This window comes from Chitinophaga sedimenti (assembly GCF_023156195.1).
GTDB lineage: Bacteria > Bacteroidota > Bacteroidia > Chitinophagales > Chitinophagaceae > Chitinophaga > Chitinophaga sedimenti.
The window spans coordinates 914,964-935,752 of sequence record NZ_JAKUKA010000001.1 but is presented as its reverse complement, the minus strand read 5'-3'; the positions used below and the strand labels follow the sequence as shown (position 1 = coordinate 935,752).

General features: G+C 51.7%; 22 protein-coding genes and 3 pseudogenes. 15 read left to right on the top strand and 10 right to left on the bottom strand.

The window, feature by feature from the left end; genetic code table 11:
* Window positions 1-8: 8 nt before the first annotated feature.
* Together MKQ70_RS37755 and bshC are read right to left on the bottom strand one after the other, a co-directional pair.
* Window positions 9-212 (bottom strand): annotated as a pseudogene (locus MKQ70_RS37755) (bacillithiol biosynthesis cysteine-adding enzyme BshC); the annotation flags it as partial.
* Between the two features lie 10 nt (window positions 213-222).
* Window positions 223-1,472: pseudogene (gene bshC / locus MKQ70_RS05440) on the bottom strand (bacillithiol biosynthesis cysteine-adding enzyme BshC).
* A 540-nt stretch (window positions 1,473-2,012) separates the two neighbouring features.
* On the opposite strand from bshC, the pseudogene MKQ70_RS05435 reads away from it, so the two are divergent.
* The 4 genes and pseudogenes from MKQ70_RS05435 to MKQ70_RS05420 all read left to right on the top strand — a co-directional run.
* Window positions 2,013-2,378 (top strand): annotated as a pseudogene (locus tag MKQ70_RS05435) (glycosyltransferase); the annotation flags it as partial.
* A gap of 8 nt (window positions 2,379-2,386) precedes the next feature.
* Window positions 2,387-3,688, top strand: a complete 1,302-nt coding sequence (locus MKQ70_RS05430; protein WP_248068951.1) for a glycosyltransferase — start codon at window positions 2,387-2,389, stop codon at window positions 3,686-3,688.
* A 95-nt stretch (window positions 3,689-3,783) separates the two neighbouring features.
* Window positions 3,784-4,098, top strand: coding sequence for a hypothetical protein (locus tag MKQ70_RS05425; protein WP_248068948.1), 315 nt, complete (start codon window positions 3,784-3,786; stop codon window positions 4,096-4,098).
* Between the two features lie 239 nt (window positions 4,099-4,337).
* The gene (locus MKQ70_RS05420; protein ID WP_248068945.1) at window positions 4,338-5,126 is read left to right on the top strand and encodes a glycosyltransferase family 4 protein; all 789 of its coding nucleotides are present in this window, start codon (window positions 4,338-4,340) and stop codon (window positions 5,124-5,126) included.
* A gap of 2 nt (window positions 5,127-5,128) precedes the next feature.
* Here MKQ70_RS05420 and MKQ70_RS05415 read toward each other — a convergent pair whose 3' ends face one another.
* The 6 genes from MKQ70_RS05415 to MKQ70_RS05395 form a co-directional block, all read right to left on the bottom strand.
* Window positions 5,129-6,247: a glycoside hydrolase family 130 protein gene (locus MKQ70_RS05415; RefSeq protein WP_248068943.1), complete on the bottom strand. Its 1,119-nt coding sequence runs from the start codon at window positions 6,245-6,247 to the stop codon at window positions 5,129-5,131.
* The gene (locus MKQ70_RS05410; RefSeq protein ID WP_248068940.1) at window positions 6,199-6,597 is read right to left on the bottom strand and encodes a hypothetical protein; all 399 of its coding nucleotides are present in this window, start codon (window positions 6,595-6,597) and stop codon (window positions 6,199-6,201) included. The genes MKQ70_RS05415 and MKQ70_RS05410 overlap by 49 nt, the downstream gene beginning before the upstream one ends.
* A 26-nt stretch (window positions 6,598-6,623) precedes the next feature.
* A complete protein-coding gene (locus MKQ70_RS05405) occupies window positions 6,624-7,538 on the bottom strand; it encodes a sugar phosphate nucleotidyltransferase (RefSeq protein WP_308198939.1) in 915 nt (304 codons plus the stop codon).
* Window positions 7,532-7,894, bottom strand: a complete 363-nt coding sequence (locus MKQ70_RS37750; RefSeq protein ID WP_282456236.1) for a sugar phosphate nucleotidyltransferase — start codon at window positions 7,892-7,894, stop codon at window positions 7,532-7,534. The genes MKQ70_RS05405 and MKQ70_RS37750 overlap by 7 nt, the downstream gene beginning before the upstream one ends.
* 3 nt (window positions 7,895-7,897) lie before the next feature.
* Window positions 7,898-8,344, bottom strand: a complete 447-nt coding sequence (locus MKQ70_RS05400) for a glycosyltransferase (RefSeq protein WP_248068937.1) — start codon at window positions 8,342-8,344, stop codon at window positions 7,898-7,900.
* Window positions 8,345-8,444: 100 nt separating this feature from the next.
* Window positions 8,445-9,314, bottom strand: coding sequence for a glycogen synthase (locus MKQ70_RS05395; protein ID WP_248068934.1), 870 nt, complete (start codon window positions 9,312-9,314; stop codon window positions 8,445-8,447).
* A 275-nt stretch (window positions 9,315-9,589) separates the two neighbouring features.
* On the opposite strand from MKQ70_RS05395, the gene MKQ70_RS05390 reads away from it, so the two are divergent.
* From MKQ70_RS05390 to MKQ70_RS37740, 3 genes are all read left to right on the top strand, one after another.
* Window positions 9,590-10,396 (top strand): hypothetical protein, encoded by an 807-nt coding sequence (locus MKQ70_RS05390; RefSeq protein WP_248068932.1) that lies wholly within the window; start codon window positions 9,590-9,592, stop codon window positions 10,394-10,396.
* Window positions 10,397-10,553: 157 nt separating this feature from the next.
* Window positions 10,554-11,081 (top strand): DUF72 domain-containing protein, encoded by a 528-nt coding sequence (locus tag MKQ70_RS37745; RefSeq protein ID WP_282456235.1) that lies wholly within the window; start codon window positions 10,554-10,556, stop codon window positions 11,079-11,081.
* Window positions 11,036-11,452, top strand: coding sequence for a DUF72 domain-containing protein (locus tag MKQ70_RS37740; protein WP_504909710.1), 417 nt, complete (start codon window positions 11,036-11,038; stop codon window positions 11,450-11,452). The genes MKQ70_RS37745 and MKQ70_RS37740 overlap by 46 nt, the downstream gene beginning before the upstream one ends.
* Before the next feature lie 32 nt (window positions 11,453-11,484).
* Here MKQ70_RS37740 and MKQ70_RS05380 read toward each other — a convergent pair whose 3' ends face one another.
* On the bottom strand, window positions 11,485-11,982 hold the full coding sequence (locus MKQ70_RS05380) for a hypothetical protein (protein WP_248068930.1): 498 nt from the start codon (window positions 11,980-11,982) through the stop codon (window positions 11,485-11,487).
* A 280-nt stretch (window positions 11,983-12,262) separates the two neighbouring features.
* Between MKQ70_RS05380 and MKQ70_RS05375 the strand changes: the two genes are divergently transcribed.
* The 3 genes from MKQ70_RS05375 to MKQ70_RS05365 all read left to right on the top strand — a co-directional run bounded on the left by MKQ70_RS05375 (window position 12,263) and on the right by MKQ70_RS05365 (window position 16,348).
* The gene (locus MKQ70_RS05375) at window positions 12,263-13,447 is read left to right on the top strand and encodes an FAD-binding oxidoreductase (RefSeq protein WP_248068928.1); all 1,185 of its coding nucleotides are present in this window, start codon (window positions 12,263-12,265) and stop codon (window positions 13,445-13,447) included.
* A complete protein-coding gene (locus tag MKQ70_RS05370; RefSeq protein ID WP_248068926.1) occupies window positions 13,441-15,192 on the top strand; it encodes an FAD-binding and (Fe-S)-binding domain-containing protein in 1,752 nt (583 codons plus the stop codon). Before MKQ70_RS05375 ends, MKQ70_RS05370 begins: the two co-directional genes overlap by 7 nt.
* Window positions 15,193-15,775: 583 nt before the next feature.
* Window positions 15,776-16,348 carry a hypothetical protein gene (locus MKQ70_RS05365; protein ID WP_248068924.1) on the top strand — a complete coding sequence of 191 codons (573 nt, stop codon included), beginning with the start codon at window positions 15,776-15,778 and terminating at the stop codon, window positions 16,346-16,348.
* 125 nt (window positions 16,349-16,473) lie between these two features.
* Here MKQ70_RS05365 and MKQ70_RS05360 read toward each other — a convergent pair whose 3' ends face one another.
* The gene (locus MKQ70_RS05360) at window positions 16,474-17,682 is read right to left on the bottom strand and encodes a DUF763 domain-containing protein (RefSeq protein ID WP_248068922.1); all 1,209 of its coding nucleotides are present in this window, start codon (window positions 17,680-17,682) and stop codon (window positions 16,474-16,476) included.
* 91 nt (window positions 17,683-17,773) lie between these two features.
* Between MKQ70_RS05360 and MKQ70_RS05355 the strand changes: the two genes are divergently transcribed.
* Genes MKQ70_RS05355 through MKQ70_RS05335 form a run of 5 tightly spaced genes read left to right on the top strand, consistent with a single transcriptional unit; the run spans window position 17,774 to window position 20,787 of the window.
* Entirely contained in the window at window positions 17,774-18,772 is a 999-nt protein-coding gene (locus tag MKQ70_RS05355; protein WP_248068920.1) for a TolC family protein, read from the top strand.
* Window positions 18,773-18,801: 29 nt separating this feature from the next.
* On the top strand, window positions 18,802-19,215 hold the full coding sequence (locus MKQ70_RS05350) for a TolC family protein (RefSeq protein WP_248068917.1): 414 nt from the start codon (window positions 18,802-18,804) through the stop codon (window positions 19,213-19,215).
* Complete coding sequence (locus MKQ70_RS05345) at window positions 19,212-19,907, top strand: HlyD family secretion protein (RefSeq protein ID WP_248068914.1); 696 nt, start codon at window positions 19,212-19,214, stop codon at window positions 19,905-19,907. Before MKQ70_RS05350 ends, MKQ70_RS05345 begins: the two co-directional genes overlap by 4 nt.
* Window positions 19,886-20,197, top strand: a complete 312-nt coding sequence (locus tag MKQ70_RS05340) for a hypothetical protein (RefSeq protein ID WP_504907955.1) — start codon at window positions 19,886-19,888, stop codon at window positions 20,195-20,197. Before MKQ70_RS05345 ends, MKQ70_RS05340 begins: the two co-directional genes overlap by 22 nt.
* On the top strand, window positions 20,194-20,787 hold the full coding sequence (locus tag MKQ70_RS05335; RefSeq protein ID WP_248068911.1) for an ABC transporter permease: 594 nt from the start codon (window positions 20,194-20,196) through the stop codon (window positions 20,785-20,787). Before MKQ70_RS05340 ends, MKQ70_RS05335 begins: the two co-directional genes overlap by 4 nt.
* Window positions 20,788-20,789 lie beyond the last annotated feature (2 nt).

Here is a 20,789-nt window from a genome sequence, read left to right as displayed (position 1 = left end):
TACCGGTGTCATGGCTTCCAGCAGGCGGTCAAAAAGACCGGGCCATATTCGGCGTAATAGGGCAGGAAGTTTTCGCGCCTTTCCTGTAAGGAGTTGCCGGGGAATAAACGCGCTTTCAGCTCGCGGATCTGCTCCGACTGGTAAGCAAACTTCTTTTTCTCTGCACGCAGGAATTTATGTTCGATCTTACCGAGGGATTTCATCGCTTTTTTAGCTCCGCGTTCACGGAAGCCACGAGCGTAATATCAATGCTGCGGGCCTCGCCTCCATCTGCGAAAACAGCGTTTCAATATCTTCATACTCCTTTTTCAGCACCAGGTTGGCGTTGGTATGCTTCAACACGAAACTGTTGATCAGCAGCTCCGTTTCCTGGAAAAATTCCGTAATGGAGATATCGAGCTTTTGTAAACGCTGCGCGGAGAATTTATCTACCCATAAGAAAGAATTACGCAGCAATAATACCGGGTAGGGTACGTGGTGATGCTCGAACAATGACTTCAATTCGATCCAGTAGGCGATTTCGCCACCGCCACCGATGAAGGCGATATTGGGCAAAATAGTTTCCTGCAGCACTCCGCGCAATATTACGTTCGGACTAAAGCGCTCAGGATGCTCTTCTATCTCTTTCTTCAAACTGTGCTCATCAAATACCAGTGGAGTGTGCAACACTTTCCACACCGCTCCTTCTTTGACGATGCGCTCGCGGGAGCCCTCCTGCAAATAAAACAGGTTGATTTCGCGGGGCGATGCCTGTACCTTATGATGCTGTTGCAGCTTTTCAATGGTGTCGGTCACCACTTTATGAGAAGATTGCTGCCAGAGTTCTTCTTTTAAGATGGATTTGATCTGTTGCTTGAACAGCGGCGTATCCGGCACCAGGATCACGAGCCCGTAACGGCCGAACAAACGGTTAACGAGGTATAGGGTGGCTTCCTGGATGTTATCGTGTTGGAGGTAGGCCTTTTCCAGCATATCCTGCACTTCGGCGGCATGTGGCGCGTAGCCGATATGTTTCATAATGTCAGCGATCAGCTCCCCGAGGCCTTCGGTCTTCATGCGACCTACCGCCCCTTCCTGCTGGGTTTTCCAGGTGAGCTTTTCTTTACCCATGTAAATGCTGCCCAGCTCGTCGAGGTCGGCGTCTTCGCTGCCCATGTAATATACGGGCACGAAGTGTTTACCGGGAAACTGTGCTTTCAGCTCTTGTGCCAGCTTCACGGTCTGTAATATCTTATATACAAAGTAGAGGTAACCGGTAAAATGTTAGGTTGGTGGGCGGTACACACGGAGTACGTATCTGCCTGTCCCAGCAGCCGGATATTGGCCACTACCTGCTCGTCCTGCTCCAACCCCTTGTACTGCTGCTCCAGCGCCTGTACGAGCAGCTGGCGGTCCAGTGGTTGCGTGCTCTTGGCACGAATGGCGGCCTCAAAATCTGGTTTCACCGGCGAATACTGGTAAAATGGGCGGATCGAGGGATGCTCCGCAATAAAATCGGCTACCAGCTGGCTAAAAATCCTGTCTCACGATAAGGTATATGATGAACGCCCTGTTCCATAATTGCGCTTGTGGTCAAAATTAATGCACGAATTTAGGTATTTTGATGGTGGAACGCGTATTTTTTAGCTGAGCGTGCCAATCCACTGTTTGCCGGTTATTTTTCCCAATCACTCCACAATCCTCCACAGCGTGTTCGGCCAACGTATTAAGAATAATGAAATGGCGAACTTTTTGAACAAGTAACTGTCCAGAAGTAAACGCCAACCCCACCAACGAATCGTTAAACAGACACAAGTATACCATAAACCGAATTATATGAAGATAGCGTACATTGCCTCGTACCCTCCCAGAGAATGCGGAATTGCCACGTTTACTAACCATCTCGTGCAATCCATGAAGACCGCCGTTAAAGGCGAGGAGCGACCGGAAGTTGCGGTAATTGCCGTTAACGACAGTGATCAGAAGTATGATTACCCGGCGGAAGTGGAGCATGTGATCCGACAGCATCACCGGAGGATTACCATGAGGCGGCCCGTTATATTAACCAGAGCGGGGCCGATATCTGCATCGTGCAGCACGAATTCGGTATTTTCGGCGGCGATAACGGCGTCTACCTGCTGCCGTTGCTCCATGCGCTGGAAATTCCATTTATGGTCACTTTCCACACCGTATTAAAAGAACCTTCTTTCATACAAAAATCCATCGTTCGCGAAATCGCGGCGCGCGCTTCGAAAATGGTAGTAATGAGCCAGCTGGCCATCGACTTCCTGGTAAATATATATGGAGTATCTGCAGAAAAGGTCCAGCTGATCGAACACGGCGTACCCGACTTTTCGGAGCTGACCAATCCGCAGCAATACCGGTATCCAACACCCTGAAAAGGAAAGTGATCTTCACCTTCGGACTGCTGAGCCGTAACAAGGGCATAGAAACCGTGATACAGGCCATGCCGAAGATCATTGAACGCCACCCGGAGGTGTTGTACATCGTGGCCGGCGCCACCCACCCTGCCGTCGTAAGGCATGCAGGTGAAGAATACCGCGACAGCCTCGAGAAAATGGTAACCGATCTCCAGCTCGAAAATCATGTATTGTTCCTGAACCGTTTCTTAAACGAACAGGAGTTATTTGCCTACCTCACCTGCTGTGATATTTATGTAACGCCCTACCTGAGCGAAGCGCAGATAACCAGCGGTACGCTGACGTATGCATTAGGCGCCGGTTCGGCGGTTATCTCCACGCCTTACTGGTATGCCAAAGAGCTCTTGGACAATGGCCGGGGATTGCTGTTCGACTTTAAAGACAGTCTGCAACTGAGCCGCTGCATCAACGACCTGCTGGACACACCCGGCAAGCTGCAGGAATTGAAGCAACATGCTGCCTCTTACGGAAAAAAACTGCAATGGTCGCAGATGGGCGCACGTTATCGTCAGCTGGCCTGGAAGATATTGTCTACACCAAGACCGACGGTTATTAATACGAAACCGGTACCCGATGTATCGCTGTTATCGCCCCTGAACCTGTCGCATGTACGCAGGCTGACGGATGATACGGGCATTGTGCAGCATGCAAAATATGGCATTCCTAACCTGAAGGAAGGATATTGCCTGGACGATAACTCCCGCGCCCTCATGATGATGCTGATGGCGCAGCATTACCGCCGCAACAAAGAATCGCTGGAGCTGATTACCACGTACCTCAGCTTCATCCAATATATGCAGCGCGAAGATGGCAACTTCCGCAACTTCCTGAGCTTTAGCCGCCAGTACCTCGATGAGATCGGGTCGGAAGATGCTTTTGGCCGTACGGTGTGGTCGCTGGGCTACCTCGTCCGCTACGCCCCCAACAACTCTTACCGCGAGTTCGCACAGGAGCTGTTCCATCGTTCCACCCAACACTTCGCGACCCTGGAACACCTGCGTGGCCGGGCCAATGCCGCCATCGGCGTAAGCCACTACCTCGCCTACCATCCCACCGATGAAGGCATGTTTAAACTGCTGGATATCCTGATTGAACCATTACTCGCCAGTTATGAACGCAACCGTACCAATGAATGGCAGTGGTTCGAGCATAATATGAGTTATGACAACGGCATCCTGCCACTGGCGCTGCTGCATGCATACGAGGTAACAGGCGACGAACGCACGTATAATATTGCCATGGAGAGCATCAACTTCCGGAGAAAATAACGCTGTGCGACGGTTACCTGACACCGGTAGGCAACGACGGCTGGCATCAACCCGGCAAGTGTGCACCGAAGTTTGACCAGCAGGCCATTGAAACCATGGCCATGGTATTACTGTACCAGCAGGCATACGCGGTGAGCAATGAGCGTCACCATCTCGAAAAAATGTATACTGCTTACCGGTGGTTCCTGGGCGAAAACTCGCTCCGCGTCCCCTTGTACGACAGCGAAACACACGGCTGTTGCGACGGCCTTCAACAGGGCAGCGTAAATCGCAACCAGGGCGCAGAAAGTACATTGGCCTACCTCATTTCGCACCTCGCCGTGCTGAAAGAAGCCGAAGTACTGCGCCAGGAAAAACCCTTGCAAACCACCCTTATTACTGCCAGTGTATTGAGCAGTAAAATCAGTTAAGCCCGACACTGTTCTATGAAAATAGCCATCCTTGCGCCAGTGGCCTGGCGTACCCCTCCGCAGCATTACGGTCCCTGGGAACAGGTAGCCTCTAATGTTGCGGAAGGGCTGGTGGCAAAAGGCTTCGATGTAAGCCTGTTTGCTACCGGTGATTCCCCCAAACCGCAGGCACCCTTTATTCCATCTGCGAAAAAGGATATGAAGAAGACCGCAGCCAGGACGCCAAAGTACTGGAGTGTATGCATATCAGTTATTTCTTTGAGCATGCACGGGAATACGACATCCTTCACAATCACTTCGACTTTCTGCCCCTCACCTACACCCCTTTCGTGAAAACGCCGATGGTGACCACGATACACGGTTTTTCCTCGCAACAGATAGTGCCCGTATACCAGCGATTCAATCACAATAATCACTACGTATCGATCAGCAACAGCGACCGGCACGCATCCCTCCACTATGCCGCTACGGTGTACAATGGGCTTGATGTGAGCAGTTTTAAATATGTGGAAGCCCCTGCCGGCGATTACCTTTTGTTCTTAGGCCGCATCCATCCGCATAAAGGCACGGCGGATGCTATACGCATTGCGCAGCGCAGCGGTAGACGAATTATCATTGCCGGTATTGTGCAGGATGCCGCTTACTTCCGTGAACAGGTTGAACCACTGCTTGATAACGAACAGGTAAAATACATTGGGCCTGTGGGACCGGCCGAACGGAATACTTTACTCGGTAACGCCCTGGCACTGTTACATCCTATTCATTTCGACGAACCTTTCGGATTGAGCGTAGCGGAAGCCATGTTATGCGGAACGCCGGTAATCGCCTATAAGCGCGGATCTATGCCCGAATTGATTGAGCATGGGCGGACTGGATTCCTGGTGGCTACGGAGGACGAAGCGGTAGAGGCGGTGTCTATGTTGGGAGGGCTGCAGCGGATGGATTGCAGGGAGCATGCGGCGGCAAAGTTCAGTAAGGAGAAAATGGTAGCTGATTATATCAGCGTGTACGAGCGGATGTTGGGGTGACGCTACACCCCATCCTCTTTGATCTTCTCCAATAATCTCCTCAACGGCACATTTGCAAACCCCGAGGCTGAATCGGAAAATCCATAAGGTATGATCAGCGCGTCGTCATTCACCATAGAACCGCAGGAGTACAGCACATTCGGTACATATCCCTCCCGCTCATCCTTGTTCGGAATGATCAATGGCTCGCGCAGGCGCCCTATTTCCTTTGTGGGATCGTCGAGGTCGAGCAGGCTGGCACCGATGCAGTAGGTGCGCATGGGGCCTACACCATGGGTAATCAATAGCCAGCCTTCCGAAGTTTCTATAGGGGAACCGCAGTTGCCTATTTGTACAAACTCCCAGGGGTAACGTGGGGTTTGGAGTATTTGCGGGTTCTCCCAGATGTTAATCGTATCGGAATACATGATGTAGTTATTGATGCCATCGATACGGGAGAGCATGGCATATTTGCCGTTGAGCTTACGGGGAAATAACGCCAGGTTCTTGTTCTGTGCACCTTCGCCGTAGAGCGGCATAATATTAAAGTGGTAAAAGTCGCTTGTAACCAGCAGTTTGGGCTGGATCGTAACGCCATCGAACGCGGTGTAGGTAGCGTAAAAGCGCACCTCGCCCTTATCGTTGGTGTAACGTACAAAGCGGGCGTCTTCAATGCCGCGGCTTTCCGCATCGGAATAAGGGAAAATTACGCGGTCGGAAATATCGGTATCAAGCGAAAAGTTGATTTCGTAATAGGAATTCGCGAGCCATAACAATCGCTCCAGTCCGCGCTTCAGGAGATGATCTACCTGGTACCGCTGTTGCATTTCGCGGATCACCTGTTTCAGGGCAACATAGTCGAATGTTTCGGGTAGTTTGTCCTGTACTTCACGCATCACCGGGTCGGGAAGCTTGATAGATACAGCATTCTGGAAAAAGACATTCCGCTGGTAGATGGTATTGCGGACGATATCCGGCTCGTCTACATAACTGCCGGCCGGAACGAATGATACCTGGTTGTTTTTATTGATCAGCCCGCGGCGGAATACGATCGAGGAAACGTGCCCCTCGCCTACTGCCCTGAAGCTGATGATCACGCGTTTTTCACCTTCCTCCAAACCGCTCTGGTCCACATCTTCCACGATGGAAGGATTAAAAAGGCGGCCGATTCTATGGAGTATTCGTTAGTGAAATAAGAACCTATGAGCAGCCGCCTTTTGTAAGACAGGCTGCTCATATCGATCTTCATTAAAGAGAATAGATTTTTTAGTTTATCGCAATGACGCTCAAAGATGCGGGTGATATTACGGTGGCGCTTGGAAAACTCCCTGAGTATGGGCGTAATGATCACATCTACTTCCGAATCTGTCATATCTATCACCTGTTGAATGATCGCTTTGGCCCTAGGTTCTCCGTTGTAAAAGAACCGGGCAACCACGCGCTTCATGTCCGGGTAAATCCTGGTACTCTGGCGCTCGATGGAGAGTCTCATAAGCTACTGTTTTAAAGAAAGGGCTGCTAGATCGACGAACCGTCGGGTAGCACTGATCCTTTCTTAACAACTACGATGCCATCTTTTACTGTATACTTTTCAAACTCACCGTCCGCCAGGTGCGGTCCGCCGTTGATAGTCACGTTATTACCGATGCATGCATTTTTGTCAATGATCGCGTTGTTGATCACGCAGTTTTCACCAATGCCCATCAGCGGAATACCTTTCTCCTTCCATTCTGCGATCTCCTCCGGGGTTTGGAAAAAGTCGTTACCCATTATATAAGTATTGGTTACCTCGGTACCTTTACCAATGCGGGAACGGATACCGAGCACCACGCGCTCCAGCTTCTTCGCCTGTACAATACAACCGTCGGAAATGAGCGTACGCTCCATGCTCGCTACAGATACCTTCGCCGGTGGCAGCATACGCGCGCGGGAGAAGATCGTCTGTGTTTCATCGAACAGGTTAAATTGAGGGATCTCGTCGGTGAGGCCGAGGTTGGCTTCAAAGAACGAACCGATGTTACCAATATCTGTCCAGTAACCGGTGTATTGATAGCTTAATACTTTATGATGATTGATCGCATAAGGCAGGATCTCTTTACCAAAGTCCGCCGCGTTGGCCTGCGTTTCCTGCAGCAGGTCGAACAGCAGTTTGCGGTTAAAAATGTAGATACCCATGGAGGCCAGGTAACGGCGGCCCAGGGCATCCATTTCGTCGCTTACCGGCGAAGTCCAGGCTTCGAGGCCTGTTTTCGGCTTTTCGGTGAAGGAGTGGATGATACCTTTGTCGTCTGTTTTCAGGATACCGAAATCGGTCGCATCCTTCGCGTTTACGGGTATGGTGGCAATCGAAATTTCGGCGCCCGCTGCAATATGATGGTCGATCATTTCGCAAAAGTCCATCTGGTATAACTGGTCACCGGACAGGATCAGCACATATTCGAACTCGAAGTTCTCCGGTGGTGAAGGCTCTGGCGCACGGCATCCGCTGTGCCCTGATACCAGGTAGGGTTATCCGGCGTTTGTTCGGCCGCCGGGATGTCTACAAAGGCCTTGGAGAAATGAGAGAAATAATAGGTATTCTTGATGTGTTTGTTCAGCGAAGCAGAGTTATACTGCGTCAGCACAAAAATGCGATGCAGGTCTGCATTCAGGCAGTTGGAAATGGGAATGTCCACCAAACGGTATTTGCCCCCTACCGGCACCGCCGGTTTGGAACGCTTGCGTGTCAGGGGATACAAACGGGTACCGGCGCCACCGCCGAGAATTACTGAAATAACCTGGTTCGACATACTTTAACTTTTAAGACTGGTGTAGAGATCTATATATTCTTGTGCGGACTTGTTCCAGGAGTGATCGATTTTAAGTATCTGTTTTCTGATCCTGTTAAACGTGGTCCTGTTTTCAAATAATCCTATGGCTCTTCTGACTGCCGCGCAAGCATCCCATATAGCTGCATGAACAAATCGGATACCGAAACCTCCTTTGTCCCCAAAATCGGTCACCGTGTCGGCCAAACCGCCGGTTATTCTTACAATCGGAATGGTGCCGTACCGCAATGCGTACATCTGGTTCAACCCGCAGGGCTCTACCCGCGAAGGCATCAGCAGAAAATCGGCTGCGGCATATAACTGGTGCGCCAGGGTTTCGTTATAACCAATGTACAGCGCCAGCCCGTTCGGTGCAAAGTTGCGCGTTTGCTCCAGTCGCCATTCTAAATGTTTGTCGCCGCTGCCCAACACTAAAAACTCACTTTGTTCCCCGATTCGTGGAGCGATCGGCCAATAATCTCCGGCAGCAGATCGGCGCCCTTATCATCAACAAGTCTGCCAATAAATATCATCAGCGGCAGTTCGGGATCCGGTTAAACTGCTCGCATATACGCAGTTTGTTTTCCCGCTTGCCCTTTTCTATGGTGGTTGCCGTAAAATTAACCTCCAGCATGGGGTCCTTCGACGGGTTCCATACCTCCGTATCAATGCCATTAAGGATGCCCGTGGTTTTGCCTGCTTCGTAATTCAGCAGGGCTTCCAGGCCATTGGCGCTGGTCAGCAGTTCCTGCATATAAGTGGGCGACACGGTGTTTACCTTCCGTGCGCTTTTAATACCGGCAGCCAGCGGATTAATCGCCCCGTTCCAGTCCAGCAGCCCCGACTTCCAGAGGTCGAACGACGGCAGTAAATATTGGCGGTCCCAGCCAAATTGTCCCTGGTACTGCGCATTGTGTATGGTCAGCACCGAAGGAATTTCGGCGAGGCGGGTATACTTGTAGCCATATTTCAGCAAAAAGGGGATCAGGCCCGTATGGTGGTCGTGGCAATGAATCACATCCGGGTGGTGCTGCCATTCGTTGACCCAGTCCAGCACCGCTACCTGGAAGCCCAGGAAACGTTCGGTGTCGTTGTAGTAACCATACACCCCTTCCCTGTCGAGCAGGCCGGGAATATCTACCAGGTACAGGTCAAAGCCCAGTACATTGCCGGTTTCCTTATATATATTAAAGTGGTACCAATCGTGCCCCAGCCACATGCCGGCCTGGTGCACTACCTCAAAGGCGTTATTATGAAAAAACTTGTTGCGGTACGCCGGCATGACGACCTTGGCCACATGCCCCGCATCGTGCTGGTATTTGGGCAACGCGCCCACCACATCGGCCAGCCCACCGACTTTTGCTACCGGGTAACACTCCGCGCTAACGTGTAATATTTCCATGCTTAATATTGTGAATGATATAAGTTAATGAGGAAAACTCACAAAACAAAGCGCTTGCCAGTTCCGCCTCCAAATTAAGGTTTCTTTTTTGGCCATCAGCATTCAATTATCCACCGGCCGCCGTTGCATCGCACACTTCCACTTCAAACACCTTAATCGGCATTTCGGTTGACCGCTGTAACTAAACACCCGCCGGCCCCGCTTAACCTGTACCGACTTGCACAGGCCTTCGATCAAATATAGCAGCCCATTTTTAACCTTTAACACCCTTAATTATGAAAAACAGCTTTTTACTGGCTGCCGGACTCTCCATGCTATTTGTCGCCTGCCAGCAGGACGATGCACCTTCACCGGCTTACCCTGTCGACAAACCTTACCAGCTTAAAACCATCGCCTATAAAAACAGCGGTGCGACGGGACAATTTACCTACAACGCCGACAGTTCCCTGAAACAGATCGCCTGGTCCAGTTCGTCTGCCGCGGCCGATATGTTTTACGAGTACGAACAGGGCAAAATGGTCAAAACCGGCATGTCCAACTCCCTGTATACGCACCATTACTACTACAACGGCAATAAAGTGATCAAGGTGGTGACCCAAACCGCCGGCACACCTGGCAACGGTTACTATATGGAGTATACCTACAACGTAAAAGGGCAGGTGGTGACGCAAAAGTACTTCAAGACGAACGAAGCAGGTACCCAGCTCAAGTCGAACTCCGACTATGTGTACGACGCCAACGGACTGTTAACGAGCATTACCACCGACGACGGCAATACCAAATTCACTTACAAGATCGAGGCCTATTCGGACGAGTACGCACTGGCGCCATGGGCATTCATCCCCCACAGCCTGTCGGAGTTTTACCCGATCTACAACCACCCGGTTATCACCAGCATGAAACGGCTGCCGGCAAAAATCGTGAAGTCGCAGAAAGTTGGCGCCGCTGCCGAAGAAACCACCCGGATCGATCAGCAGCTGTATACTATCACGAATAAGAAAATTACCAGGCTGATACAGATTACCGACTACCCCGGCCACCCGGAACTGCATGTTGCCGATACGGCCACTTTCTCTTACTAGTGGGTAAGTAAGGCGATCCTGTATGCATCCTATATGCATCCTATATCCCCCACCAATGCCAGTGCGGGTTTTAGCGAACGAGCATATAGGATGCATATAGGATCCTTATAGGATGCTGCCGAAAATATCGATAAATTGCATGGCAAACTAACAACACATGGATTTCGGACGCGTGGAGGAAAGTCTCCTGGATGAAATAGATTTTAAACTGGCCGCCGAGCCGCTGTTCAACAAACAGTCGCTGAAGGGCAAACCCGTAAAAAAGCCGGAAATATACCTGGGCTGCGCCAAGTGGGGCCGCAAGGAATGGATCGGGAAAATCTATCCGAAAGGAACGAAGGAAAAGGACTTCCTGGAGCAATACGTGCATCACTATAACAGCATTGAGCTGAATGCCACGCATTATAAAATTTACTCCCCTGCCGATATCCGTAAATGGGGTGAAAAGGCGGACGGGCAAAACTTTAAGTTCTGCCCAAAAATACCACAGTCGATCAGCCACTACAGTACCCTGGTGAATGCCGATGTACAAACCACCGCCTTTCTTGAAGGCGTGATGGCCTTTGGCGAACACCTCGGACCCATCTTCCTGCAGGTGAGCGATAAGTACAGTCCCAACCGGAAAGACAATCTTTATAAATACCGGACTCCTTACCGAAGGATCTTTCCTTTTATCTCGAAGTAAGACACCCGGACTGGTTTGAACCCGCGGTGAGCAAGGATTTGTTCGGCACCCTGCGCGAACTCAAAGTAGGCGCGGTTATTACCGATACCGCCGGGCGCCGTGATTGCTGCCATATGCACCTGCCTACTGCCGGCGCATTCATCCGGTATGTGGGCAACAGCTTGCACCCTACCGACTATACCCGCATCGACGACTGGATTAACCGCATCAAATTCTGGCTGGACCATGGACTCAAAGAGCTCTACTTCTTCATGCACATGCACGACGAGGCATACTCCCCGGAACTGACGGTGTACATGGTTGATAAATTGAACGCGGCGTGCGGACTCGATCTCACCAAACCGAAGTTTGTCAGCAACACCTTATTCTGATAAAAAAGCAGCCGGTTGGCTGCTTTTTTACTTTAAGGAACGCTGGTGACCGCGGTAATCGTAAACGAAGAAGAAATGTACGGGTTCACCAGGCTGCTGGCGATCGATATGTTGATCTGGCTGGTAAAGTCCGCGATGGTATAACCATTGGCTGAATCCCGAATGCGGTAATTGTCGTTCGTCAGGTAGTAGTACTGCGACAGGTACGAACTCACGTGCCCGATGCCAACGATAGGATAAGTGCTGCCGGTATACGTATACACAATAGACGTAACACCTGCTTCGGACAGGCCGCCATAGGTACCATAATCCACCGTCACCACCCTTACTGTGTAGGTGGCGGTCACCGTACCGCCCATTACAGGCAGGGTGTAAGTGTTCACAAAATCCTTGTAAAAGGTGCGGTAAACGGCCACTCCCCATATCTTATAGGAAGTTTCTTTCATACCGGTGTTGGCGGAAGCACCGATCGAAACCAGGGAAAACAGGATGGCGACGAGCATTTTCGGGATCATTTTCATAGCTAACATATTATGGGTTTAAAAATACAAGGGCGCTGCGCTCCGGGCGGAAGCACATACAACTCGGGTAAACCTATCTGTGAATAGTAATCACGATTGCACGGGGCCGGGCTACAGATAATGGACTAAATTAGGGCAGGCCGGGCGGTATATGTTCATTGATATTAGCCTGGCGTGGGCGTATTTTACCCAAGGCTGGCGGCGGGCTAAACCTTATTTTAGCAAATTGCTTTCTTTTTAAGGTTGAAGATTATATTTTCGCCTTCTCATAATTGCACGGAAGAACAACATGATGAAGCGTGAAAAACTGCGGGAGCTGGCCGCTAACCTGGACGGCATCCTCTACGACGACCTTACCACGAGAACGCTCTATGCCACGGACGCCTCCGCCTACCGTGAAATGCCCCTCGCTGTGGCCATCCCGGAAAACAACAACGACATCAAAAAGCTGATTGCCTTTGCCCGCGCGGAAAAAACCTCACTCATACCCCGTACTGCCGGTACTTCGCTGGCGGGACAGGTAGTGGGACACGGCATTATCGTGGACGTGTCGCGCAAATTCACTAATATACTGGAACTCAATAAAGAAGAACACTGGGTACGGGTACAGCCGGGCGTGATCCGCGACGAGCTCAACATGTTCCTGAAGCCCCACGGCCTTTATTTTGGTCCCGAAACTTCCACCGCCAACCGCGCTATGATCGGCGGCATGGTGGGCAACAACTCCTGCGGCTCCAACTCCGTGGTATATGGCAGCACCCGCGAGCACTTGCTGGAGGTAAAGGCCATCTTGAGCGATGGCAGCGATGTACATTTTAAATCGATGAACATCGATGAGTTCCACGCCCGTTGTGAATCTTCCGACAACACCCTTGAAACCGCGCTTTACCGCCAGATCCGTGGAATGTTGGGCAATTACAGCACCCAGGAAGAGATCCGCCGCGAATTCCCGAAAAAGAGCATTGCCCGCAGGAACACCGGTTACGCCGTAGACATGTTGCTGGATAGCGCTCCTTTTACGCTGGGCGGTGAGGATTTTAACTTCTGTAAGTTGATAGCCGGCTCCGAAGGCACCCTCGCATTTATCACTGAAATTAAACTGAACGTATCGCCGCTCCCGCCGAAAGAAGCGGGCCTGCTGTGCGTACACTTCAATACAATAGACGAATCGCTGCGCGCCAATATCATCGCGATGCAGTTTAAACCCAGCGCCAGCGAGCTGATCGACCATTTTATCCTGGAGTGCACCAAGGATAATATTGAACAGCGTAAAAACCGCTTCTTCGTAAAAGGAGACCCGGGCGCTATCCTGGTAATAGAATTCTGCCGCGACACCCGCGAAGAAGTAACCGCTATCGCGGGGCAACTGCAACAGGCGCTGGAAGCAGCCGGACTCGGCTACCACTTTCCCCTCCTGTTTGGAGAGGATACCAAAAGATCTGGACGCTGCGCAAAGCGGGGCTGGGTTTGCTAAGCAACCTGCCCGGCGACGAAAAGGCCGTTCCGGTAATCGAGGATACGGCAGTTGACGTGGAAGACCTGCCGGCTTACATTGCAGACTTTAACGAGATATTGAAACAATACGGCCTGTACTCGGTACACTACGCCCATGCAGGCAGCGGTGAAATCCATCTTCGCCCCATCATCAACCTGAAAACCAGTGAAGGCAACCGGCTGTTCAGGAAAATCGCGGAGGAAATAGCCACCCTGGTGAAGAAGTACAATGGTTCCCTCAGCGGCGAACACGGCGACGGCCGCCTTCGCGGTGAATTCATCCGCCAGATGGTGGGCGAAAAGAACTACGAGCTGATGCGGACCCTGAAATATACCTGGGACCCGGAGAACATTTTTAACCCGCAGAAAATCGTAGACACCCCGTCTATGAACAGCATGCTGCGTTATGAACCGGACAAACCCGCGCCCACGCTCAAAACCATCTTCCACTTCCCTGATCAGACCTTGTTACAACACGCAGAACAGTGCAACGGCTCGGGCGACTGCCGTAAAACGCAGCTCAGTGGCGGAACGATGTGTCCCAGTTACATGGCCACCCGCGACGAAAAAGATACGACCCGCGCCAGGGCAAACATCCTGCGCGAGTTCCTGAGCAACTCTACCAAAGAGAATAAGTTTGATCATAAAGAAATTTATGAGGTGCTGGACCTCTGCCTCGCGTGTAAAGGTTGTAAGTCGGAGTGCCCGTCGAACGTAGATATGGCGAAGCTGAAAATGGAATTCTTACAGCATTACCACGACGCGAATGGCGTTCCCTTCCGCAACCGCCTGATCGGCAATTACGCTAAGATGAATAACCTGGCGGCCATTGCCCCCGGTATTTACAACTGGATGGTGAACACCAAAGCGACCAGCAACCTTATTAAACGTATTTCCGGCTTTGCAACCGACCGCTCGATGCCTACACTGCAGGATACTACCTGGCGTAAATGGTTTGCAAAGAATAAACCTTCCCTGGGGCAACACGGGGGCGGCAAACAAACCGTGTATGTGTTCTGCGACGAGTTTACCAATTTTAATGATACGCACATCGGCATCAAGGCCGTGGAGCTGCTGCGCAAGCTGGGTTACACGGTGGTAATGACCGATCACCCGGAAAGCGCGCGGGCTTATATGTCCAAGGGCATGTTACGCAAAGCCCGCAGCATTGCGGAAAAGAATGTGCGGTTGTTTAAAGACCTTATTTCTGAAGAGGTACCCCTGCTGGGAGTTGAACCCTCGGCTATCCTCAGCTTCCGCGATGAATATCCGGACCTGGTAGGCGGGGAATTTGCAGACGCCAAACAACTCGCGCGCAACGTATACATGGTGGATGAGTTTCTCTCCATCGCCGCGGAAAAAGGACATATTCACCAGGACATGTTTTCCCGCGAGCCACGCAAGATCAAACTGCACGGACACTGCCAGCAGAAGGCCTTATCGTCGGTGTTACACAGTAAAAAGATACTATCGTTGCCGGAAAACTATTCGGTGGAAATAATTCCTTCGGGCTGTTGTGGCATGGCGGGGTCTTTTGGATATGAGAAAGAGCACTATGGCCTGTCGATGCAAATCGGCGAACTGGTGTTGTTCCCGGCGGTGCGTAATGCGGAAGAGGGGACGTTGATTGCCGCGCCGGGCACGAGTTGCCGGCACCAGATCAAGGATGGTACCGGGAAGCACGCGTTGCATCCGGTGGAGATTTTGTACGCGGCATTAGCGTAGTAACATACTAATTATTGGAGTCCTCGTCTGTTTACAGGCGGGGACTTTTTATTTACGCTATTTTTCCTTTTTTGATTCACCCTAATACGCCGTTCGAGAGACTTTACTATATATATAGTTCTGCATGAGATAAAATCAAATTGAGGGTAGTTTTTGAATGCTACTATCACCTTTTAAACCGAAATCGCCTGTAGTAAAGTAATTGGCCCACAGCGACCCTTCTGAAAAGGGCAGGAAACCAACCAGCGAGCCTTTCTACAATACTGGCAGTCAGTTATCACCTGGCCGCAACTCCGCTGCGGTATTTTAACCAATCCTTATGTGTTACCGGGGCTACCGGTACGAAAGAGTTTTGCGTACAATGTCGGGAGCGAAAAGCCTGAGCATCATTGTCGTTAAGCTTGTTTCTGTAACCCGCCAGCCCCTTCCCGGCTTTATTGCTGATGGGAACCTACCGGCCGTTGCTTTCCAGTAACCAGCTTCAAAGGTGTTTATCCAACCATTTGTACGCCCGTTTTTTTAACACCGTAAGCCAGGCGCCATGTGAATGATCCATGGTAGCGGTTTATAAAACATTTTAAAAATGAATAGTATCCAAAACAACCGGGCCGAATGCTGGCTCGGAAAGATTGCCCGGACGGCAAGAGACCTGTCCCTGCGCAACAAACAAACGGAAGCACATGCCAGTGTATCTGGTGAAGAATCTTCCGGACCTACCGCTACTACTTCCGCAGTAGATATGATCGCGAGCCTCGTCCTGCTTTATTGTTGGATAAAAAGAGCGCATTACGTATTGTTCCCGGCAAATGGAGGTACCAGATGGACAATTAAACATGCGTTGCTTATCCAGCTTATTTTCCTCCTGCTGTGGTGGGTTATTTTCCGGGAAATATTTCCGCTGCTGCCTGATACAGCAGGCGTACAATTCCTGAGAGCAATCGCCTTAATTAACGGAGGTTTAACCGTCCTGCTTATTGCGATTACTTCACTTACGCCCGATCCGCGGAAAGCAGCGTTTGAAACCCGGGATGGAAAACAGATCCCGGATATGAAGCTGGAACTACTTTTCTGGATGCAGGCGCTATGCACCAGCCTCATTCTCATCAGCATACTGGCCTGTTATGCTTACGCAATTTTCTCCCCGATAATATTGTAACGTGATGAAGAAATGCCATGCACCCGGCCTTTAATCCATTGTACCGGGGAGAGCCTTCGCTCTCCCCTTTTTATTGTCGTTGGCGGAAGCGCCACCGCTGAAGATCGTGCCACAACGACCGCCGGTTAAAACAATGACAACTGGCCACTCTCCTTCGCCGGCGGTTTTGCCTTACCCATCACCGTCCGGCCACCATACAGGTACGAGGTATCCCGCTCGTGCTGCACCCACTGATCGAACTGGTTGTTGGGAATGAAATCCTTCTCCAGCGATGCAGAGAAATCCGCCAGGGAACGAATAGCTTCATGCTTGTCCCGCTGCCCGATCTTCGCCTTGTATACCGCGCCACGCAGGATGCCGATAGTTTCATCGTACGTTTTCGTGGGCACGGGGAACGGATGCCCGTCTTTACCCCCATGCGCGAATGAAAAGCGGGCGGGGTCTGTAAAACGCGACGGCGTGCCATGGATCACCTCACTCACCAGGGTTAACGACTGCAACGTGCGTGGCCCTACTCCTTCCATCAGGAGCAGCGATTCAAAATCGCCCGGCGGCCGCTCGTACGAAAGCGCCAGCACCGCACCCAGGCGCTTCAGCTGCACGTCCTTCGCCCGCACCTCGTGATGATGGGGCATCACCAGTTCTTTATAAGCAGGTAATATATCAGCGGCCTCCCGGCGTACCATGTCCACGATGCTGTTACGCGTCACATCGGCCTCCCGGTGCACCAGGTTCAGGATCATGCCCTGGTTGGGACCGTAAATGCCTGCATGCGGCGCATCCACAAAGGAGCTGACGGTTGGCGCATGCCAGTGATACCGCCTTGCCGTACGCGACACCTCGTTCATGCCCTGCTGCACCACCGCCCATTCGCCGTCATCCGTTACGATGAAGTTGTGCAGGTATAATTGAAAACCATCCTGGATAGCGGTATTGTCGACCTTCGCTGCCAGGCGGCTATGTTGTACCATCGCCACGCCATCGATACCGGTGCGGTCGCCCAGCCGCAATAATTCCTCCGGCGTCTTACGCGAATGCGAACCGCGGCCGCCACAAACGTAAATACCCAGTGCGTCCGACATCGGGTTAATCGCCCGCTTCAATGCTCCCATTACGGAAGTGGTAATACCGGAAGAATGCCAGTCCATCCCCATCACACAACCCAGCGCCTGGAACCAGCAAGGATCGCTCAACCGCTGCAATACGGCAGATTTCCCGTAGTCCATCACGATCGCCTCTACAATAGCACCGCCCAATGACGTCATCCGCTCGGCCAGCCATTTGGGAACGTGACCATAATGTAAAGGCATGTCTGCATGTCCCGCTCTCTTCATACTAACAAACTTAGCAAAAAAATGCTAAAAAAATTATCAATCCTGTTTAACAAAATGGATGAATCGCTGTTATTAGAAAGAAGCCTTAAGCATGAAATTACTGCTCCCATTTCTCCTGTGCCTGTGCACGCTGTTATCATCCGCCCAATCTTCCGGACTCCGCCTGGACGAGTGCTTCCGCCTTGCCCGGGAACGTAATGTGAGTATAGAACAGGCCCGCCGATCGTTAACCGCGCGGCAATACCAGCTTAAAGCGGAAGAAGTTACCTACCTCCCGAAAGTAGACCTCCTCGCGGGTTATAATTACCTCGGCAAACCCCTTGAGGTAAACCTGCAAACTGTGCGCAATGGCATCGTGAACGGCTCCTCCGCACAAAGCACCGCCGCCGCTGCCGAAGTATACAAAGAGATCATTGGCAGCGATATGCCGCAAACCGTGCAAGACCGCATCCATGATCTCTCCCGCAATATTATCAACGGCATTTACCCGGATTATAATCCGCCCCTCAGCAAACAATCGTACTTCACCGCCGCCCTGGGACTGCGGCAACCAATTTACCTCGGCGGCAAACTCAATACCGCACGCGACCTTGCCCGGGCAACGTACGAGTCGGGCGTTGTCAACGTGGAGCTGGTGCAAAAGGAGCTTGACTTTGCAGTGGCAGCCACGTATATCCGTATCCTTTATATGAACACGTTATTGCGCAGCCAACAGCGGATCGTAGCTGAAATGGCGCAAAATGAACAGTATGCGGCGTCAATGGTGAAGAACCAGCTGATCCCGCCCTACCTGCGCAACTGGGCCACCGTAGCGCTGGCGCAGGCAGTTACACGGCAACACAACCGGGAACTGGAAAAGGCAAATGCGCTGATAGAAATGCGGCGGTTACTGCAACTGCCGCAGGACACCGCCTTGCAGATCGACGATACGCTGCGCTATACTTCGCTCACCACCGCACAGGAAAACACGGAGTTCTGGCGGCAGAACGCCACCTACCGGGCGGTCGACAGTAAAACGGCATTGGCGGAAACGGCGGTGAAAGCATCCGGTCTTTATCCCTCCCAAATGTATTTGGCATCGCCAGCCTGAACCTCTACCAGCGCGATCTGCCCGTTACCATGCCCCCATGGCTTGTAGGCGTGGAAATGCAGTGGACCATCTTCAGCGGGTTATCACATCAACGTAAACAAAAAGCGGCCGGGCAGCTGGTAGAAGAAGCGAAACTGGCCACAGCAAACACCAAGAGTATTTTGCAAGCCGGCGCAGCGATCGCACGCAACAAGGTAACTGCCTTGCAACAAGACATAGCCGTACTCGGCATGGCACGGCAACAGGCACAGGCCACCACTATGCTGATCCGGCAACGGCGCAACGAAGAAATGGCGTCTGTAAAGGAATTGAACGAATCGCTGCTGGTAGAGGAAGAGATCGCGAAGGCTTATTATACCGCCGTAACCGGTTACTACCTCGCGCTGGCGGAGTATTACAACATTATTGGCACACCTCAACAAATTGCACCTGTTATACAATGAAGTCATTTTTAAAACAATACTGGGCGCTGCTCATCCCGGTAGTGATCCTGCTGGCCGCGCTGCTGTTCCTGTTAAAAGGCAACGGTAAGGAAAACACCCAGCCCCTCGGCATGATCGACGCCGCGTATGTAGATGTAGCCGCCGAGTTTCCCGGCCGCCTGGATTCGCTGCTCGTAAAACAGGGTGATACTGTACGGAAAGGCCAGCTGCTTGGCGTACTGCGTACCACCGAGATCAACGCCGTACGCGAACAGGCGCGGGCAGCCATCGATGCCGCACAGGGGCAGTTAAAGCTGCTGGAAAAAGGCGCAAGACCGGAAATGGTGCAGTCGGCCGGTAACATCTACAAGATCGCGCAAGACCAATATGATCTGGCGAAAAAAACTTATGAACGGCTCGACCGCCTGTACCGCGACAGCGTGGTATCCGGCACGGAACGCGATCTTATTCATTTTAAATACCAGGCCGCACAGAAAGAGATGGAGATTGCCCGGCTTAACCAGGAAATGCTGCAAAAGGCACACAGCCCGAGCTGCTGCAAACTGCCACCGCCATACTCCGGCAGGCCGAACAGGGCTACGAACTCACCAAAGCGTTGTCTGAAAATACCCGGATTTACGCACCGGCAGACGGTATTATCTCTTCTCTCATCATTCATGAAGGAGAAATTGTGTCTATCGGTTACCCGATGATGACGTTACAGAAAAACCAGTCATATACCGCACGGTTTAACATCCGCCAGGATAAAGCGGGACGGCTGATCCCCGGCACCAAAGTACGGCTGCAGGTGCCCGGCTGCGAACCCGAAAAGTTTGATGCGGAAGTAACCAGCGTAGCACCTTCGCTGGAATACGCCAACTGGGTGCCCACCAAAGAGAAGGGTGCATTTGAACTGCGCACATTCACCATTGAGATCACCCCTCAAAATATGAACGCCATCCGCGGGCTGCGCTCCGGAATGACGGCTGCATTGCTTCCATGAGCGCCATTTTACATATCACCCTGCGAGAATGGAAGCGAATATTTTCGCGGCCGGAATACTACCTGGTACTCATCGTGATCCCGCCCCTGCTCTTCTTCTTTTACGCCTTTATTTACAATGCACAGAAAGTGGCCGATCTGCCCGTCGCCATCTGGGATGAAGACCGCGGCGCACTGTCGCGGCAGGTAACTTTCATGCTCGAACAGGCCGAAACCATTCATATTACGGAGCAGCTGCATAGCGAAACAGAGATACAGCAGGCCATGCGCGAAGGCCGTATTCTCGGCGCCGTACACTTTCCCAAACACATGGAGCAGGATGTTAAAAGCCGGCACCCGGTGCGGATTACGTTATACACCAATACTTCGTCCCTCGTACCCGGTAAACTGATTTATAAAGATGCTGCGCAGGTGATTATTACCGCAGGTTCCGGCGTTATTCTGCAAAAACTCGTGAAAACCGGCATGCCCACGCGGAAGGCCATGGCGCTGGTGATGCCGGTAAAAATGAGCACCTACCCACTCTACAACCCGGACTATAATTACCAGCAATACCGGTACCGGGCCTGGTTACCGTTGCTTTACAAATGATG

Excerpts from the sequence above, each read along its gene's own strand:
- MKQ70_RS05425 (WP_248068948.1), top strand. The coding sequence starts at position 3,784 with ATGGCCATGGTATTACTGTACCAGCAGGCATACGCGGTGAGCAATGAG.
- MKQ70_RS05420 (WP_248068945.1), top strand. The coding sequence starts at position 4,338 with ATGCATATCAGTTATTTCTTTGAGCATGCACGGGAATACGACATCCTT.
- MKQ70_RS05410 (WP_248068940.1), bottom strand. The coding sequence starts at position 6,597 with ATGAGACTCTCCATCGAGCGCCAGAGTACCAGGATTTACCCGGACATG.
- MKQ70_RS37750 (WP_282456236.1), bottom strand. The coding sequence starts at position 7,894 with ATGTCGAACCAGGTTATTTCAGTAATTCTCGGCGGTGGCGCCGGTACC.
- MKQ70_RS05395 (WP_248068934.1), bottom strand. The coding sequence starts at position 9,314 with ATGGAAATATTACACGTTAGCGCGGAGTGTTACCCGGTAGCAAAAGTC.
- MKQ70_RS05390 (WP_248068932.1), top strand. The coding sequence starts at position 9,590 with ATGAAAAACAGCTTTTTACTGGCTGCCGGACTCTCCATGCTATTTGTC.
- MKQ70_RS37745 (WP_282456235.1), top strand. The coding sequence starts at position 10,554 with ATGGATTTCGGACGCGTGGAGGAAAGTCTCCTGGATGAAATAGATTTT.
- MKQ70_RS05380 (WP_248068930.1), bottom strand. The coding sequence starts at position 11,982 with ATGTTAGCTATGAAAATGATCCCGAAAATGCTCGTCGCCATCCTGTTT.
- MKQ70_RS05375 (WP_248068928.1), top strand. The coding sequence starts at position 12,263 with ATGATGAAGCGTGAAAAACTGCGGGAGCTGGCCGCTAACCTGGACGGC.
- MKQ70_RS05365 (WP_248068924.1), top strand. The coding sequence starts at position 15,776 with ATGAATAGTATCCAAAACAACCGGGCCGAATGCTGGCTCGGAAAGATT.
- MKQ70_RS05360 (WP_248068922.1), bottom strand. The coding sequence starts at position 17,682 with ATGAAGAGAGCGGGACATGCAGACATGCCTTTACATTATGGTCACGTT.
- MKQ70_RS05355 (WP_248068920.1), top strand. The coding sequence starts at position 17,774 with ATGAAATTACTGCTCCCATTTCTCCTGTGCCTGTGCACGCTGTTATCA.
- MKQ70_RS05350 (WP_248068917.1), top strand. The coding sequence starts at position 18,802 with ATGCCCCCATGGCTTGTAGGCGTGGAAATGCAGTGGACCATCTTCAGC.
- MKQ70_RS05345 (WP_248068914.1), top strand. The coding sequence starts at position 19,212 with ATGAAGTCATTTTTAAAACAATACTGGGCGCTGCTCATCCCGGTAGTG.
- MKQ70_RS05335 (WP_248068911.1), top strand. The coding sequence starts at position 20,194 with ATGAGCGCCATTTTACATATCACCCTGCGAGAATGGAAGCGAATATTT.